The sequence below is a fragment of the Enterobacter cloacae complex sp. P1B genome (assembly GCF_014982345.1).
Classification (GTDB): domain Bacteria; phylum Pseudomonadota; class Gammaproteobacteria; order Enterobacterales; family Enterobacteriaceae; genus Enterobacter; species Enterobacter bugandensis.
On the sequence record NZ_JADCLF010000005.1, the window covers coordinates 32,345 to 51,347 of the forward strand.

The following is a 19,003-nucleotide window of genomic DNA, read 5'->3' on the forward strand; positions in this document are numbered from 1 at the left end:
TGGCTATATCATTTTTATATTCTCAAAACCAAATCCTCTATTAATTACAGGGTTTTATAAGGCACAAAATACGCATAACAAACATTCTGTCTCGTAAGTAATTACATTCGCTCTGATGTTGCCACTCTGAATCCTGGCGGGCATCGTTCGCTCTAAAAAGACGGTGAGTGCTGTTTAAAAAACAGTAACTCCGCCGGGGGCGCCCTTTACCTTCTCCAGAGATGGCTCGTCTTGCTCGTCGTTCACGATAACTCTGCTGGAGTAATACCTAAATGAGCCAAATCTCTGTTATATCAAAACTCACTGGCGTGGAAACGACTACGGAAGGCACACAGGTTACGCTGAGCCATTCCTCTATCGTTGAGCTTCATGTAGAGCGAGCCGATGTCTCCCACTTCGCGCGAAGTGGTAACGATCTGGTGGTGACACTGCACTCAGGGGAAGTGATCACCCTTAAAAATTTCTATGTCACCGACGCGCAGGGCGTGAGCCAGCTGGTGCTCCAGGAGAGTGACGGTGCGTTATGGTGGATTGAAGATCCCACCGGAGCCGCCACGTACGAATCCATCGCGTCCACGGACGCCTTGCTGGCCGCATCCGGGAGTGATGCAGGTGGTGCCGCCATCTGGCCGTGGGCGCTGGGCGGCATTGTCGCGGCTGGCGCCATCGCGGCGGTGGCAAGCTCCAGTGGCGGCGGCGGCGGGGATGACGATGATGGGAATAACAACAATCCTAACCCTAACCCCAGTACGCCAGTCGATCCCACCAACCCGGATACAACACCGCCGAATGCACCCTCCAGCCTTCAGTTCTCGTCGGACGGTAAAAGCGTCACCGGTACCGCCGAGCCCGGCAGTACTATCACGCTGAAAGACGCGAACGGCAACGTCCTTGGCACCGGAAAAACCGGCAGTGACGGCAACTTTACCGTGTCTCTCGGCACTCCGATGACCAACGGCGAACAGGTGACCGCCACCGCGACGGATGCAGCCGGGAATACCAGCCAGGGCACAACGATTACGGCGCCGGATCTCACCGCACCCGATGCCCCAACGATCGGCAGCGTGACGGACGATATTGATCCTCAAACGGGGTCGGTCACAAACGGCGGCAGCACCAACGATCCACGCCCGCAGCTCAGCGGCACTGCGGAGGCGGGTTCCACCGTAACCATCTATGACGGCGGAGTCGCCATTGGCACGGCGCTCGTCGCCAGCAACGGCACCTGGACATTTACCCCGTCAGCCGATCTGACTGAAAGCACCCACCAGATTACCGTGCGGGCAACCGACGCGGCCGGCAACCTCGGACCGGCCTCGCCGGTATTTACCCTCACCGTGGATCTTACCCCGCCGACCGCGCCAACCGCGATTGTGCTGACCGACGACACGGGTGCGATCAGAGGGACCATAACCGCAGGCACGCCTACCGATGCGTCAAAGCCGATCCTGGCAGGAACGGGCGAGCCCGGTGGCACAATCACTATCTACGATAACGGCGTCGCGGTTGGAACCACAACGGTGCTGCCGAACGGCACCTGGAGCGTCACACCAGACGGCCCGCTCGCGGACGGAACGCACACGATAACCGTCGTTGAAACCGATGCAGCCGGAAACCAGAGTGCGGCCTCAGAGCCAATCATCTTCACTGTGGACACCACGCCGCCGCTGGCCCCCGGCGACCTCGTCGTATCGAATGATGGCGGCACCATCACCGGCACCGCGGAGCCTGGCAGCACGGTAACCATCCGTGAAGGCGACGCTATCCTTGGCACCCCGGTGGCCGACAGCGAGGGCAACTTTAGCCTGACGCTGACCCCGCCTAAGCTCAACGGCGAAATCCTGACCGCAGACGCCACCGACGCTGCGGGCAACACGGGGCCAGCAACCTCCGCAGCTGCGCCGGATGTCACCCCTCCGCAGGCCCCGGTTATCGTGTCGGTGATTGACGACGTGCTGAACACAACCGGTCCCGTGGACCAGAATGGGCTGACCAACGACCGGGCGCCGACCCTGAACGGCACGGGCGAACCCGGTTCGACCATCACGATTTTCAACGGCAGCGATATCATCGGCACGGTGGTCGTCCCCTCATCCGGCCTGTGGAACTTTACGCCGCCCTCACCGCTGGCCGATGGTACGTACGTGCTGACGGCAACGGCGACGGATGCCGCCGGTAACCCGAGCGAACAATCGAACGCGTGGACCATTATTGTCGACGGGACGGCGCCAGCCGCCCCGGTGATTACGCAGGTCGTTGACGATGTGCCTGAACGTACTGGCTCGCTCGACCTCAATGAGACCACCAATGATTCAACTCCGACGCTCAGCGGTACCGCCGCGGCCAACGCCACGGTCACCATCCGCGTGGATGGGGTTGATATTGGAACCGCCGTCGCCGATGGCCTCGGCGCGTGGAGCTTTACTCCGGACACCCCGATCGCTGAGGGTCAACATACCCTGACCGCCGTCGCAGCTGACGCGGCGGGCAACATTAGCGACGTTTCCAACAGCTGGGGCATCATCATTGACAGCGTTGCCCCGGATGCGCCGGTCATTACCCAGGTGGTGGATGACGTGCCAGAGCGCCTCGGCGCGCTCAACTCTGGCGACAGCACCAATGACACCACGCCGACGCTCAACGGCACCGCGGAGCCGGGCTCAACCGTCACCATCCGCCAGGACGGCGTCGATCTCACGACAATTGTGATCGACAGCAGCGGCACGTGGACCTATACCCCAACCACACCGCTTGTTAACGGCACCTATACCTTTACCGCCGTCACCACCGATGGAGCGGGTAATACCAGCCAGCCGTCAGGCGGCTTTACCCTGACCGTCGATACCACGCCGCCAGCGGCGGCCACCATCGCCACCGTAACCGATGACGTCGGCGGCGTTAACGGGCCGCTTACCAGCGGCGACACCACCGACGACACCACGCCTACCCTGAGCGGCACCGCGCCGGCAGATGCGGTGATTACCGTCTATGACGGCACCACCCTGCTCGGCACCGCGACCCTCGACGGCAGCGGCGGCTGGAGCTTTACCCCCGTTATCCCGCTCACCGACGGCCCGCATACGCTGACGGTGCATGCCACGGATGCCGCGGGCAATACCACCATCTCAACGCCGTTTGAACTGACGGTAGATACCGTTCCGCCAGCCACGCCGGAGATCCCGGCAATCACCGTCAATCCTGACGGCACAGAAACGCCGCTGAACCCGGGAGAAACCACCCGCGACACCACGCCGACCCTGAGCGGCACCGGCAATCCGGGCGATACCGTGACCATCTACAACGGTGGGGTCAAGCTTGATGATGTGCTCGTGGACGGCACCGGCAACTGGACCTGGACGCCAGCTACCCCGCTGCCTAACGGCACCTATGACATTACCCTGACCGTCACCAATATGGACGGCACGGGCAACGAAAGCGCCCCGTCGCAGCCGGTCACCATCACCATTGATACCGATGCGCCAACAGCACCAGCAGCACCGGTGATTACCGACAGCGTCAGCCAGATAACCGGCCCCGTTCCCGATGGCGGAACCACCAACGATCCGCGCCCGGTCCTGAGCGGCACCGGTACGGCGAATGACGTTATCAACATCACTGATACCGTTAACGGCACACCGACCATCGTGGGCACCGTGACGGTAGACAGCAACGGCAACTGGAGCTGGCGTCCTGACAGTAATATTGGGGAAGGCAGCCACGTCTATACCGCCACCGCCACCGATGAGGCGGGCAACGTCTCTGACCCGTCGCCAGCGATTACGATTACCGTGGATACCGTAGCACCGGATGTCCCGGTGTTTGACGCCGTCGGGGGCCAGCCGAATGGGGGCTTAATCACCGATGCGACGCCAACCGTCGGAGGTACCGGCACGACTGGCGACACGGTCATCGTTTACAACAACGGCGTTGAGGTAGGACGTGTCGATGTCGTTAACGGAGAATGGAGCTTTGTCCTGCCACCACAGCAGGACGGCCTGCTGAACATCACCGTTGCGGGAGTCGATGCCGCAGGTAACGTCAGCGCGCCGAGCCCGGTCGTTTCCGTCACGCTCGATACCCTTGCGCCTGAAGTCCCGGCCATTACCGAGGTTGAGGGCAGCCAGCTGTCTAATAACCTGCTTTATACGAATGACGGCACGCCGACCCTGACCGGGACCGGCGAGCCCGGCGCCACCGTTATCGTCTCCATCGACGGTACCCCGTCAGGAGCACCGGTAACGATACAGTCGGACGGCAGCTGGAGCTGGACCGCAGGCACAACGCTACCGGATGGCCAGTATGCCTTCACCGTCTCTTCCAGCGATCCGGCGGGCAATATTTCAGGGAGTTCCGCACCGGTGAGCGTGACGGTAGATACCGTTGCCCCGGCAGATCCGGGCAACATGAGCCTGCCAGATGAAGGAACACCGCTGACCGGTACCGGTGAAGCGGGCAGCATCATTACCGTGACAAACGGTACTACGGTCATTGGTACTGGCGTTGTCGGCAGCGACGGCAGCTTCTCCATTGCGCTGAGCCCGGCGCAGCTGGATCCAACCACGCTGACCGTGACCGCCACGGACGCAGCAGGAAATGCCAGCGCTGACGTGCCTTTTATCGTTACCGACTCGCCGCTTGAGCTGCCCCAGGTACCCGTCATTACGGCCATCGTCGATGACGTGGACCCGGTCACCGGCGATGTGAAAGGCAAAACCACCAACGACACCACGCCAACGCTTACCGGTACGGCCGAAGCGGGCAGCGTGATTACTATCTATCAGGACGGTAGCACGACGCCATTAACAACGGTGACCGCCGACGGCAGCGGCAACTGGAGCTATACGCCGGCCGCGCTTGGCGAGGGGCTGCACACCTTTGAGGTGACCGCGACCCTCAACGGTGCCACCAGCGGCCGCTCTCCGGCGGCCAGCGTAACCGTCGATCTGACCGCGCCGGGCACGCCAACCATTGGCTCGGTCATTGACGACGTGGGTCCTGTCACCGGTCCGCTGACCAGCGGCCAGACCACCAACGACAGCCAGCCGACCCTCACCGGCACCGGCGCGGTGGGTGATACCATCTCCATCTACAACAACGGCGTGCTGCTGGACAGCGTGGTGGTTGGTAATACCGGCACCTGGAGCTACACCACGCCCGCCCTTCCAGAAGGCAGTAATGTTCTGACCATCCGCGAGACCGATCCGGCGGGAAATCAGAGCGGTCCTTCGGCGGACTTCACCATCGTGGTAGATTCCATTTCCACCACGCCGGTCATCACCAGCGTAACGGATAATGTGGGCAATACCGCCACCCCGGTAGCGAGCGGCAGCGAAACGAACGACGCCACGCCAACCCTTTCGGGGACAGCGGACGCAAACAGCATCGTGACCATTTTCGATGGCGCTACCCAGATTGCCGTGGTTACGGCTGATGGCACCGGCGCGTGGAGCTTTACGCCAGAGACCGCGCTTGTCGAAGGGCCACACGCGTTCACGGTTCAGGCAACCGATCCGCAGGGTAACCTGAGCCTGGCCTCCGCCCCGTGGAGCGTGGTGGTTGACCTCACGGCGCCGACAGTTCCAACGCTGGATACGGTAAGTGATAACGTCCCTGGCGGCGTTACGGGCAACCTCACCAGCGGGCAGGCGACCAACGACAATACCCCAACGATTAGCGGCACCGGACAGGCAGGCAGCACCATCTACATCATGAATAACGGTACGCAGTTGGGTACGACGACCGTCGACGTAAACGGTAACTGGTCCTTCACCCCGACCACGCCGCTGGACGACGGCAGCTACTCCCTGCGCGCGTACGCAACGGATGCCGCGGGCAACGCCTCGGCGAACTCGTCGGTCTTCGCCTTCACCGTCGATACCGCAGGCCCCGGCGTGCCGGTGGTGACCAGCGTGATTGACGATGTCGCACCGACCACGGGGACGCTCACGTCGGGTAACAGCACTAACGACGCGCGTCCGACCTTCAACGGTACGGGCGACGTGGGTTCTACGGTGCACGTGATTGTTGATGGCAACGAAATTGGCACCGCCGTGGTCAATGCCCAGGGCAGCTGGACCTTCACGCCGGGTACCGATCTAATCGACGGACCGCATGCCATTACCTTCAACGCCACCGACGCGGCGGGCAACGTGGGTACTGCAACGGCACCGTTTAACCTGACGGTGGATACGGGCGTGCCGTCTGCGCCGGTCATTTCAGCCGCGGCAGATAACGTGGGCAGTATTCAAACCCCGCTCACTTCCGGGCAAAGCACCGACGACACCACGCCAACGCTGAGCGGCACCGCGACGGCCAACGCCACGGTCACTATCTATGAAAACGGGCAGCCTGTCGGCACCGCGCTGGCTGACGGTACCGGTGCATGGAGCTTTACGCCGTCCACGCCGCTGGCGGCTGGCAGCCACACCTGGACCGCCACGGTCACCGATGCCGCAGGGAACATCAGCCCCGCCTCGCCAGGCTTTACGCTGGTTGTCGATAGCACGGCACCCACCGCGCCGGTTATCAGCCAGGCGATTGACGATGTGGGGAGCATTACCGGGCCAATCACGTCCGGGCAGACGACCGATGACACCGTACCGCGGCTGGTCGGAACCAGCGAACCGTTTGCCACCGTGAATATCTATGAGGGAACCACGCTGGTCGGGACGGGCACCGCAGACGGCAGCGGCAGCTGGAGTATCTTACTCAATACCACGCTGACAGAGGGGGCGCACAGCTTCACCGCGCAGGCTACGGATGCCGCAGGCAACACCAGCGCGTCGTCCGCAAGCTTCAGTCTGACGATTGACACCGCGCCGCCAGCGCTGCCGGTGCTCACCAGCATTCTGGATGACGTCGGCAATGCGGCAACGCCAGTCGCGAACGGAGGAATAACCAACGACGCGCAGCCAACCCTCAGCGGTACGGCGGAAGCGGGTTCTACGGTGAAAATCTTCGATAACGGCGTGCAGATCGGCAGCGTGATCGCCACCGGCGGGGCGTGGAGCTATACGCCTTCTCCGGCGCTGGGCAACGGCCCGCACACGTTGACCTTTACCGCCACCGATGCGACGGGCAATGCCAGCGCGCCAACCGCCGGGTACACGATTAACGTCGATACTCTTGCCCCGGCAGCGCCAGTCATCAGCTCGGTAATTGATGATGTCGGCAGCGTCATCGGCCCGGTAACCGGCACCAACCCGACCAACGACACGCGTCCGGCGCTGAGCGGGACCGCCGAAGCGAATGCAACGGTACGGATCTACGATGGCATCACGCTGGTGGGCACCGTCACCGCCGACGGCAATGGCAACTGGACGCTGCCGGAAACCACCACGCTGACGCAGGGCACCCACAACTTCACCGCCACGGCCACCGATGCCGCAGGCAACACCAGCCCGGCATCGGCCGTGACGACGATTATCGTCGATCTGACCGCGCCAACGGCCCCAACCGGAACCTTCAACGCCGACGGTAGCGTATTAACCGGGAATGCTGAAGCAGGCAGTACCGTCACCATCCGACTCACGGACGGCTCGACGGTCACGACCACAGCGGGCAGCAACGGCACGTACAGCTACACCTTCGTTAACAAACAGACAGAAGGCCAGACGCTGCAAATCACCGCCACCGACGCGGCGGGCAATATCTCGCAGCCCGGCTCGGCGCTTGCGCCAGTGGTGCCGCTCTCCGCCAGCAATAATGTCGAAGAGCTGGATCTCAGCACCACGGCCACCGTCACCAACAGCCAGTACAGCGACTACGGCTTCCTGCTGGTCGGTGCCGTGGGCAACGTCCTGACGCTGCTCGGTAATGACACCGCTCAGGTCAATTTCACCGTGGGCAGCGGCGGCAGCGCGGATATCGTCGTGAACGCTAACGCCACGGGCGCGGTGCTCTCTCTGCTCAACACCCTTGAGCTGGTGGTTCAGCGCTTTGACACCGTTAACAACACTTGGACTACCGTAGTCGATACCGGACAGCCGCAGTTTGCCGACCTGCTGACCCTGGGGGCAACAGGCGTTTCGCTGAACCTGACCGGGCTGGCGGACGGCAACTACCGCGTGCTGAGCTATAACACTAACCTGCTGGCAACCGGCTCCTACACCAGCCTCGACGTGGCGGTGAAAGAGACCGGGCCGGGCACCGTTACGGGCGATACCAGCCTCGGCGGTAACGTGATCACCGACGTTGACCCAACCGCAGGCAGCGACAACGCTCCGGCAGGGGCAACGGTCACGGCCGTCACTAACGCCCAGGGTGTCACCACCAGCGTCACTGCCGACGGCACGGTGATCCAGGGTCAGTACGGTACGCTGACCATTAACCGCGACGGCAGTTACACCTACGATCTGACCAACACCAGCGCATCGGTGATTGGCCGGACGGAGAGCTTCAGCTACACCATCACGCATAACGGCGTCAGCGCGTCGGCGAATCTGGTGCTGTCGCTGGGCACCGGTACCGCCACCAGCGGTATTGTCGCGGTTGACGATACGAACTCGCTGACCTTCGATACCACCGTCAACGCGATTGACAACGGTACGTCGTCCCAGGGCGGCTTTACCCTGGTGGGAATCAATCTCGGCAACACGCTGGGGCTGAACCTGCTGGACGATATGACCAATCCCATCATCTATAACGTGGAGGAAGGCACTACCCGCACCATGACCATCCAGGCCTCCGTGGGCGGCGTGGCGCTGGCGTCGGTGTTTGATCTGTACGTCTATAAGTTCAACAACGCGACCCAGACCTTCGAGCAGATGCGCGTTGAACCAGGCTGGCTGCGCGCGCCGCTGTTGGGCGGCACCTCGCCTCAGCTGACGCTGCAACTGCCGGCCGGTGAGTACCTGTTCCTGCTGAATACGGCTGCAGGGATCACCGCCCTGACGGCCTACACGCTGAACGTGCTGCAGGATCATGTCTACAGCGTGGCGAGCGTCAGCGCGAGCACTACCGGGGACGTTCTGTCGGATGATATTGCGCCAGTCGGCACGCTGGTGACGGAAGTTAACGGCGTAGCGGTGAACAGCAGCGGTCTGACGAACATTACCGGCGAGTACGGTACGCTGAGCATCAACGCGGCCGGGGAGTACACCTACACCCTGAATAGCGGCGTCGGCGTTGACCACATCAGCACCCCGGATACCTTCGTCTACACCATTACCGCGCCGGACGGTACGAAAGACACGGCTTCGCTCAACATCACCCCAACCGCGCAGCCGATGAATGCGGTGAATGATGTCAGCACCGCAATGGACGTGACGTCGGTACACCACACCGCCGCGTACTCGGATACAACCGTCGGGTCGGCGAGCTGGAACGCCGCGCTGCTCGCTTCAACCCAGGGCTCCGGCTCCGGCACCTTCGTGGTGGATGCCAATACCGCGCTGCACAACGTGGTGCTGTCGTTTAACGTCGCCTCGTTGCTGACGCTTACAGGGTTGACGGTTGACTGGACGCTGACCAACGGCGCCACCACCGTCAGAACCGGCTCGTTCAACGGCGGGCTGCTGCTGGGCGGCACGGCAACGGTCAACCTGACGGGTCTCGACCTGGAGGCGGGGACCTACACCCTGAGCTATACCGGCAGAATGGGGCCGCTGGGAGTAGGAAATATCACCATCACCCCAAGCGTCACCGGCACAAGCTACTCGCTGTCGCAATTCGACGCCACGGGCACCCACACCGTTGATGGAAACATTTTCGACGGCACCGGTTCCGCAGGGACGATGGACCAGCTGCACTCGGTGGATACCCGCGTGAGCATTACCGGCTACGACGGCGTTACCACTACGCTGGATCCCTACACCGGCAGCACGCAGTCGAGCATCACGGGTCACTACGGCACGCTGGCGATTGCCGCAGACGGCAGTTACACCTATACGCTCAACCCGGGGATATCGCTCTCTACCATTACCACGAAGGAGGTCTTTAACTACACCCTGACCGATGCCAACGGCACCACGGACACCGCGTCGCTGACCATCAACATGGCGCCGAAATTTATCAGTTCGGAGCATAACGATGTGATTAGCGGTACGGCCTATGGCGACACGCTGATTTATCAGGTGCTGAACAGCACGGCGGGCAACGCGACGGGGGGCAACATCACCAGCGCTGGCGGCGACCACTGGACGAACTTCTCCCTGGCGCAGGGAGACAAGATCGACATTGGCGATCTGCTGGTGGGCTGGGACGGGAATACCGCCTCGCTGGGGAATTATATCAATGTCACGCAAAGCGGTAGCAACACTGTGATCTCCATCGACCGTGACGGCGCAGGGAGCACCTACACTAATACTGCACTCGTTACGCTTGATAACGTGCAGACCACGTACGACGAGCTTGTGAACCAGCAACACATCATTACCTGATAGCACCTGCAGGACATGACCCGGGCGCACAGCGCCCGGGCATAAATAATAAAGCTGTACTTATTTATTAGGGACAAGACATGGGAATAAAGATGCCTTACTGGTGGCTCTCGTGCTGCCTGATATCTGTACCCGCCATCGCGGCAAACCCGGCGGCAACCATCAATACCGGACAGCTCCGCGAAACGCAGGAACTCCCCTCACTGAATGGCCGCGTCGCCCCGGTGGCAGGCAAAGCCGCTCCCGGTTCACTACAGCTTGGCGAGGCCGTTAATCGCGCCGTCACCTGGCACCCGGCGATCGCTGAAGCCGTGGGCAAACTCTACGAACAGAACGAAGAGGTCGACGTCGCCAAATCGAAATACTATCCGCAAATCAACGCCGGCATGGACAACGGGTATTCCCACGACGGCGACCAGAACGGCTTTACGCCGTCGCTGGTGCTCTCTCTTTCACAGATGCTCTACGACTTCGGCAAAGTGGCAAGCCAGGTGCGGGCCGAAAACGCCGGGGTCGCCCAGCAGCAGGCCAACGTGCTGGTCAGTATCGACACCATCGCCCACGATACCGCTATCGCCATGGTGCAGGTGCAAACCTGGCAGCAGATGGTCGACACCGCCAAAGAGCAGCTTGACGCCCTCTCATCAATAGGCACCCTGACCCGCCAGCGTAACGACGAAGGGGCCACCTCGCTCTCTGACGTGGTGCAGACCGACGCGCGCATTGAAGGGGCACGCGCCCAGCTGATGCAGTATCAGGCCAGCCTCGACAGCGCCCGCGCCACGCTGATGAGCTTTCTGGGCTGGAACAGCCTGAACGATATCAGCAATGACTTTCCGCAAAAGCTGGCCCGCAGCTGCGATATCGCCGAGCCGGACGATCGTCTGGTGCCTGCGGTCCTCGCCGCCTGGGCACAGGCGAACGTCGCTCAGGCTAACCTTGACTACGCCGACGCGCAGATGACGCCAACCGTCTCGCTGGAGCCGGAAGTTCGTCACTATCTGAACGATCGCTACGCAGGTAACGAAACGCGGGACCGCACCCAATATTCCGCCTGGGTGAAAGTCCAGATGCCGCTCTATCAGGGCGGCGGGCTCACCGCCCGACGCAACGCCGCCGGTCACGCGGTGGAAGCGGCGCAGTCGACCATTCAGCGCACGCGCCTCGATGTCCGCCAGAAGCTGCTGGAGGCCCGCAGCCAGGTCATGAGCCTGCAAAGCACGCTGCAAATTCAGGGCCGCCAGGAGGCGCTCAGCGCCCGCACCCGCGAGCTCTACCAGCAGCAGTATCTCGATCTCGGCTCGCGCCCGCTGCTGGACGTGCTCAACGCCGAGCAGGAGGTCTATCAGGCGCGCTTTACCCAGCAGCAGACCCTCGGTCAGCTGCATCAGCTGCAGCTCAACTGCCTCTATAACACCGGGCAATTGCGTCATGCGTTCGATCTTGATAACCGCACCATCCAGACCGTGGAGATCCAGCCATGAAGCAACGCGACATCCCGCAGGGGGAAACGATGACGGATGAGGCGCTGGAGCAGTGGGCTCAGGCGTTTGGCTTTGTCGCCACGCGCTACCGCGTTGCCTGTTCGCCAGGCTCGCTCGTCGCGGGCGCGCCGTGGCTGAAAGGCAAACCGATGGTGCCCGCGCTGACTCAGCTTGCCCGTGAAGCCGGGCTGACGTTCCAGCTGCTGACGGCCGATCAGCAGTCGATCAACAGCTGGCGTCTGCCGGTGGTGGTGGCGCTGAACGACGGAAAAATCGGCGTGATCGAGAATTTCGACGGAGAAGATACGCTCGAGGTCAGCTTTTTCGACGACAAGACATACACCAACCGCCTGTCGATGAGCGCAATGCTGCCCGCCATCCGCCACGTTATCGCCCTGCGTCCGCTGGCCGCGCTTAAGGACAGCCGCGTGGACGCCTACATCTCAAAGTACCGTCCGGACTGGCTCTACCGGCTGGTGATGCGCGACCTGCGCCCCTACAGCTGGGTGATGCTGGCGGCGCTGTTTATCAATGTGCTCTCCCTCTCCGGCATTGTCTTTTCCATGCAGGTGTATGACCGGGTGATCCCCGCCCAGTCCTACCCGACGCTTTACGTGCTGACCATCGGGGTGCTGATCGCCACCCTGTTTGGCTTTGTGCTGCGCGTTGCGCGCGGGCACATTATGGATCTGCTGGGCAAACGCTCGGATCTGCGCGTCTCTGATCGCGTGTTCGGCCACGCGCTGCGGCTGCGCCACAGCGCCATTCCGCGCTCCACCGGCAGCTTTATCTCCCAGTTGCGCGAGCTGGAGCAGATCCGCGAGATGGTCACCTCCTCCACCATCTCGACGATTGTCGATCTGCCCTTCTTCTTCCTGTTTGTGGTGGTGCTGGCGATCATCGCGCCGCAGCTGGCGTGGATCGCCCCGGTGGCGGCAGTGATCATGGTGCTGCCGGGCCTGCTGCTGCAAAAAAAGCTGGCGGAGCTGGCGAAGCAGTCGGCGCATGAATCCACCCTGCGCAACGCGGTGCTGGTGGAGAGCGTGCAGGGGCTGGAGGACATCAAGCTGATGCAGGCGGAGAACCGCTTTTTGCAGCAGTGGAACAGCTATATCCAGATCGCCGCGGAATCCGGCCTGCGCACCCGCGAGCTGACCCAGAACCTGATCAGCTGGGGGATGACCGTCCAGAGCCTGGTTTACGCCGCCGTGATCGTGGTTGGCGCGCCGATGGTGATTGACGGCACGCTGACCACCGGCTCGGTGGTAGCCGCCTCAATGCTGGCCTCCCGGATGATCGCCCCGATGGCGACGCTGTGCGGCGTGCTCGCCCGCTGGCAGCAGGTTAAGGCCGCCAAAGAGGGGCTGGACAGCATTATGCAGCTTCCTACTGAAAATCAGCGTGAAGAGACGCCGATCCGCCAGGACGTGCTGCGCGGACACTATCTTTTCGAGCAGGCGCAGTTCCGCTATCAGCCGGAAGATCCGCGCATGGCGCTGCGCATTAACCGTCTGGAGATCAGGCCGGGCGAGAAAGTGGCGATCCTCGGGCGTAACGGCGCGGGCAAATCCACTCTCCTGCAGGCGATGGCGGGCGGCATGGATCTGGCCGCCGGCGAGTTGCGGCTCGACAACCTCAGCCTGCCGCATCTGGACGTGGCCGACGTGCGGCGAAACGTCGGCTTTATGACCCAGAACGCGCGGCTGTTTTACGGCACCCTGCGTGAGAACATCACCCTCGGCATGCCGCGCGCCACCGACGAAGAGATCTTCGAGGTGCTGGAGATGTGCGGCGCGGCCAGCTTTGTGCAGAAGCTGCCAAAGGGTCTGGACTACCCGATCATGGAGAACGGCGTGGGATTGTCCGGCGGGCAGCGGCAGTCGATTCTGCTGGCGCGGATGCTGCTGCGCGATCCGAATATCGTGCTGATGGACGAGCCGACCGCCTCCCTTGACGAACACACCGAGCGGGAATTTATCCAGCGCCTGGGGGCGTGGCTCGGCAACCGGACGCTGGTTGTCGCCACCCACCGCGTGCCGGTTCTGGAGCTGGTGGAGCGCGTGGTCGTGCTGAAAGATGGGATGCTGGTCATGGACGCGCCAAAAGCGCAGGCGCTGAACAACAGCCGCATGCAGCAACAGCAGCAGGCAGCAACCGGACGGGAGTGGAAAAATGAAAATCAGTCAGCGTGACGTGGCCGCGATGGACGATCTGGATAATGCGCTCGACTCCGAAAGCGGCTATACCGGCGCGCGGCGGATTGTGATCTTTTCGCTGCTGATGTTTGTGGCGCTGGGCGTCTGGGCGTGGTTTGGGATGCTGGATGAAGTCTCAACGGGAACCGGAAAAGTGATCCCCAGCTCGCGCGAGCAGGTGCTGCAGTCGCTGGACGGGGGGATCCTCACCGAGCTGAACGTTCACGAAGGCGATCAGGTGCAGGCCGGACAGGTGCTGGCGCGGCTGGATCCTACCCGCTCGGAATCTAACGTCGGCGAAAGCGCGGCGCGCTACCGCGCGTCGCTTGCCTCCAGCGCCCGTCTGTACGCCGAGGTGAACGATCTGCCGCTGAAGTTCCCGCCTTCGCTGGAGAAATGGACCGAACTGACCGCCGCCGAAACGCGGCTCTACAATTCGCGCCGCGCGCAGCTTGAGGACACGCAGCGTGAACTGCGTTCAGCGTTAGATCTCGCAAACAAAGAGCTGGCGATCACCCAGCGGCTGGTAAAAACCGGTGCCGCCAGCCACGTGGAAGTGCTCCGCCTGCAGCGGCAGAAAAGCGACCTGGAGCTGAAGCTCACCGACGTGCGTTCCCAGTATTACGTTCAGGCGCGCGAGGCGTTATCCAAGGCCAACGCCGAGGTGGATATGGTCTCGGCGATCCTCAAAGGCCGCGAGGATTCCGTCACCCGCCTGACGGTAAAATCCCCGGTGCGCGGGATCGTGAAAAACATCAAAGTCACCACCATCGGCGGCGTGATCCCGCCCAACGGCGAGCTGATGGAGATTGTGCCGGTGGACGATCATCTGCTGATTGAAACCCGCCTCTCGCCGCGCGATATCGCCTTTATCCACCCGAACCAGGAGGCGCTGGTGAAGATCACCGCCTACGATTACGCCATCTACGGCGGGCTGCACGGGGTGGTGGAGACTATATCCCCGGACACTATCCAGGACGAGGCCAAGCCGGAAGTGTTCTACTACCGCGTGTTTATCCGCACCAGCCAGGATTACCTGGTGAACAAGGCGGGCAGGCATTTCTCGATCGTGCCGGGGATGATTGCGACGGTGGACATTAAGACCGGAGAGAAAACGGTGCTGGATTATCTGATCAAGCCGTTTAACCGGGCGAAGGAGGCGCTGAGGGAGCGATAGTCTTCGCCGGGCGATGTGTTGCAGTATGAATATCTTGAGCCACTCAATCTGAAAATTAGCGATCTCGCGGAAATGCTTAACGTGCACCGTAACACCATCAGCGCTCTCGTTAATAATAATCGTAAACTGACGGCCGATATGGCAATCAGACTGGCCAAGGCATTCGATACCACCATTGAATTCTGGTTGAACCTGCAGCTAAACGTCGACGTCTGGGAAGCACAAACTAATTCCCGGACTCAGGAGGAGTTGAGCCGTATAAAAACGATTGCAGAAATCATGGCAAAAAGGAAATCAGGCCAGCCGGATGTGGCCTGAATCAAACCGGCTCTATAGCGCCACCTTTAATCCCCCACTGCCCCGGCGTTTTTCCGGTCCACATTCTGAAAACCTCAATAAATGCGCTGACGCTGCTGTAGCCGCAGGACAGCGCAATCCATCCCACCGGCTTCCCCGCCGCCAGCCACTCCATTGCCTGCATGACGCGCGCCAGCTGCCGCCAGTTGACGAAGTTCATTCCCGTCTGGGCGCTAAATCGACGGTTAAAGGTACGCACGCTCATCCCGGCATGGCTGGCATGGCTCTTGACCGTTTGATTATCATCGACACACTGCAGCAAGTGGCTGACCACGTTCTTCAGACGCGGATCCGTTGGTACGGGCAGATAAAAGCTCACCTGAGGCGTCAGGGCAAGCTCATCCAGCAGCAGGGTGAGCTTTCGCGGATCGTACTCGTTTTCTGCAACGCTTAAGCGGGAAAACAGTGCATGAGTGAGATCGTCGGGCTCGAACAGCGCGGGGGCATCGGGAAGCATTGCACAGCACGCAGGGTCAAGATAGATAGCGCAGCCTTCTATCGCGCTTTCAGAAAAGGCGGCGTGCTGCTGGCCCGGCGGGATCCAGCCAATATGGTTTGCCGGTACAACCGAACGCCCCTGTTGGGACTCAATCACCAGCAGCCCCATTGCAATACGCCAGAGCTGTCCGGTGGGATGGCTGTGCCACGCGGTGCGGTAACCGCCGGGATGGCGGAGCGTCTCTGTACCGATCATCTTATCCTGGCCGAAAATCGTTATTCATCGACGTATTACAGAAACTGCGCCGTCGACTGTCAAGGATAATGGTGGCTCAACTACACAAGGAGCCAACATGAGCATCATCACAACCCTGATAGCCCAGCCTGACAATACCCTACAGCGCGAAAAAATGGCGTGCCTGTTAAGCCGCTTGTTCAAAGGCGAATTAGATCCCGCAGAGGTGTTCACACCCGATTACCAGCAGTACACGGATGGTCACGCGCTTGATTATCGGGGTTTTGTGCAGCACCTGAACCACGTCCGCTCGCAGATCCGCGCGATCGCATTCAGGGTAGAAGAGCTGGCCTGTCACGAGAATCTTTTAGCAGACCGGCACTGGGCTACGGTGACGTATCCAGATGGTCGCCAGGCGGAATTAGAGGTGTATATGTTTGCCGCACTGCGTGAGGGGAAAATCTGTCGTATCCATGAAGTGACGCAGACGATCGGCGGCGATGCTTCAGACCGCGCGCTCGCCCACGCCACGCAATAAGCTCACCCTGCGCGCACAACGGCAACTGCCGTTATGCGCGCTCTGTTACAGGGAGATCTTCAGGCGTCGAACCGCTTCTTTAAGCTGCTCATCCGTTGGGGTGACGAATGACATGCGCAGCGTTGTCGGGTCCGGTTCGTTGCAGTAGAAGAACTCGCCCGGTACAAACACCACGCCGTTGCTTAAGGTTTTTTCCAGCCATTTCGTCGTATTCATGCCGTTGTTCATTTTTGCCCACAGGAACATCCCGCCCTTCGGCTTGTGGAACGACATCACATCACCCAGCTCGGCTTCCAGTTCCGTTGCAAACGTCTGGTATTTCTGGCGATAGGCTTCGCGGATCATTTTAATCTGGTTCGCCAGACGCCCGGTTTTCAGATACTCGTAGGTCATCAGCTGGGACAGCGTGCTGGTGTGCAGATCGGTGGTTTGCTTGAGGTTCACCACCGCGCGCTTCAGCCATTCCGGCACCAGCACCCAGCCCACGCGGGTGCCCGGCGCGAGGATTTTGGAGAAGGTAGAGGTGTACACCACGTTATCTTCATTGCCGATATCTTTCGCATGGGCAATCAGCGGGCGGAACACGTCGTCGGTGTAGTTAATTTCGCTGTACGGATCGTCTTCGATAATCACGAAATCATAGCGCTTTGATAATTCCACCAGCTGTTTACGGCGCGCTTCGGAAAGCGTTACGCCGCCAGGGTTACCAAAGGTTGGAACGATATAAACCGCCTTGATGGTTTTCTTCGCTACCAGCGCTTCAAGTTCATCGACCTTCATGCCGTCGCCGTCGGTGCCGACGGATTCAAAATTCGCCTGTGCCAGGCCAAAGACCTGCAGCGCGGCGAGATAGGTAGGACGTTCAACGACAACCGTATCGCCCGGATTAATTAACGCACGCGCCAGCACGTCCAGAGATTGTTGAGAGCCGGAAGTAATGACCACGTCATCGGCCTTACAGGCGATGCCGCGCCCCTCGCAGATGCGTTTAATTTCTTCACGCAGCCCCGGTACACCTTCCGTCAGGCCATACTGGAACGCCTCGCCAAAATTCTGTGACAACACGGCATCGGCGGCAATTTTAAGCCCTTCGCGATCGAACAGGTCCGGATTGGGAATACCGCCGCCCAGCGAAATCACGCCCGCCATTTTGCTATGTTTTAATAATTCACGGATGGCAGATGATTGCAGGCCCTGCGCGCTGCTGGCGAGTTTGTTTGCAGACATTCTTTGATTACCTTCTTTTTTTATATTGTGCCCAATCTTAGCAGAATATGAGCAATAAATTCCGTTAGCTTAGGAAGGGGACGCAAATCCTGACGCCACAGTAAATGCACCGGCCTCGGCGCGGGCGTGAACGGCTCCAGCACACGCACCAGCCTGCCGCTTGCCAGCTCTTCCGCCACCAGCACTTCCGGTTGCAGCAGCAGCCCTGCCCCGGCTCGCGCCGCCATGCGTAAGCCGTAGCCGTCGTTGCATCTTAAGATCGCATCCCGCTTCCAGCGCACCTCCCCTTCCGCACCCGGCAGCCGCCACTCGTTGCGCGCGGTCCACACCGTGTGCGACAGGCACAGATGATCCACCAGATCGGCGGGCGTCTGCGGCGTGCCGTGTCGCGCCAGATAATCCGGCGCGGCGCAGATCACCATGTTGTAGGGACACAGATATTTCGCCACCAGATCGTCATTGCGGATATCGCCAATGCGAATGGCCAGATCGACCCCCTCTTCCACCAGATCGACCATCCGGTTGGTGAGATCCAGTTCGATACGCACTTCCGGGTAGCGCTGCAAAAATGTGGCCGTCAGAGGGGCGATCGCGCAGCCGCCAAACGACGTGGGGGCGGTGACGCGCAGGGTGCCGGCGGGCCCCGCGCGCAGCCGTTCAACCGCGCTTTCGGCAATCGAGACCTGCTCCATCACGCGCCTGGCCTCTTCGAAATAAACGCGTCCGGCGTCGGTCAGGCTCTGGCGACGGGTATTGCGCTCCAGCAGCCGCGTGCCGAGCTGAGATTCGAGCAGCGCAATATATTTCCCGACCATCACCGCCGACATCTCCAGCCGCGCCGCCGCGCCGGTGAAGCTGCCGCTCTCTACCACCGCGATAAACGTTTCCATGCCGCGAAGCTTATCCATATTCCAAACCCCTGGTTAGTAATCATCTAACTTTAGCCCAGTTTATCTGACTTTTTATTTATTAA

The 19,003-nt window shown here is 61.0% G+C and carries 9 protein-coding genes; 6 read left to right on the plus strand and 3 right to left on the minus strand.

Annotated features, from left to right (window positions below; genetic code table 11):
- Nucleotides 1-272: 272 nt before the first annotated feature.
- The 5 genes from INF77_RS04440 (at nt 273) to INF77_RS04460 (ending at nt 15,553) form a co-directional block, all read left to right on the plus strand.
- Entirely contained in the window at nt 273-10,379 is a 10,107-nt protein-coding gene (locus tag INF77_RS04440; protein WP_193532617.1) for a BapA/Bap/LapF family large adhesin, read from the plus strand.
- An 80-nt stretch (nt 10,380-10,459) separates the two neighbouring features.
- Nucleotides 10,460-11,863, plus strand: a complete 1,404-nt coding sequence (locus INF77_RS04445; protein ID WP_041908566.1) for a TolC family outer membrane protein — start codon at nt 10,460-10,462, stop codon at nt 11,861-11,863.
- Nucleotides 11,860-14,055 (plus strand): type I secretion system permease/ATPase, encoded by a 2,196-nt coding sequence (locus INF77_RS04450; protein WP_193532616.1) that lies wholly within the window; start codon nt 11,860-11,862, stop codon nt 14,053-14,055. Before INF77_RS04445 ends, INF77_RS04450 begins: the two co-directional genes overlap by 4 nt.
- Before the next feature lie 10 nt (nt 14,056-14,065).
- Nucleotides 14,066-15,235, plus strand: coding sequence for an HlyD family efflux transporter periplasmic adaptor subunit (locus INF77_RS04455; protein WP_088204896.1), 1,170 nt, complete (start codon nt 14,066-14,068; stop codon nt 15,233-15,235).
- Nucleotides 15,236-15,250: 15 nt separating this feature from the next.
- Nucleotides 15,251-15,553 carry a HigA family addiction module antitoxin gene (locus tag INF77_RS04460; RefSeq protein WP_088204882.1) on the plus strand — a complete coding sequence of 101 codons (303 nt, stop codon included), beginning with the start codon at nt 15,251-15,253 and terminating at the stop codon, nt 15,551-15,553.
- Nucleotide 15,554: 1 nt separating this feature from the next.
- On the opposite strand, the gene INF77_RS04465 is transcribed toward INF77_RS04460, so the two are convergent.
- Entirely contained in the window at nt 15,555-16,286 is a 732-nt protein-coding gene (locus INF77_RS04465; protein ID WP_193532615.1) for a helix-turn-helix domain-containing protein, read from the minus strand.
- Between the two features lie 97 nt (nt 16,287-16,383).
- Between INF77_RS04465 and INF77_RS04470 the strand changes: the two genes are divergently transcribed.
- Nucleotides 16,384-16,803 (plus strand): nuclear transport factor 2 family protein, encoded by a 420-nt coding sequence (locus INF77_RS04470; protein ID WP_023619020.1) that lies wholly within the window; start codon nt 16,384-16,386, stop codon nt 16,801-16,803.
- 45 nt (nt 16,804-16,848) lie between these two features.
- Here INF77_RS04470 and INF77_RS04475 read toward each other — a convergent pair whose 3' ends face one another.
- Nucleotides 16,849-18,030, minus strand: coding sequence for a PLP-dependent aminotransferase family protein (locus INF77_RS04475; RefSeq protein ID WP_047367525.1), 1,182 nt, complete (start codon nt 18,028-18,030; stop codon nt 16,849-16,851).
- Between the two features lie 20 nt (nt 18,031-18,050).
- Nucleotides 18,051-18,938: a LysR family transcriptional regulator gene (locus INF77_RS04480; RefSeq protein ID WP_193532614.1), complete on the minus strand. Its 888-nt coding sequence runs from the start codon at nt 18,936-18,938 to the stop codon at nt 18,051-18,053.
- Nucleotides 18,939-19,003: the final 65 nt, after the last annotated feature.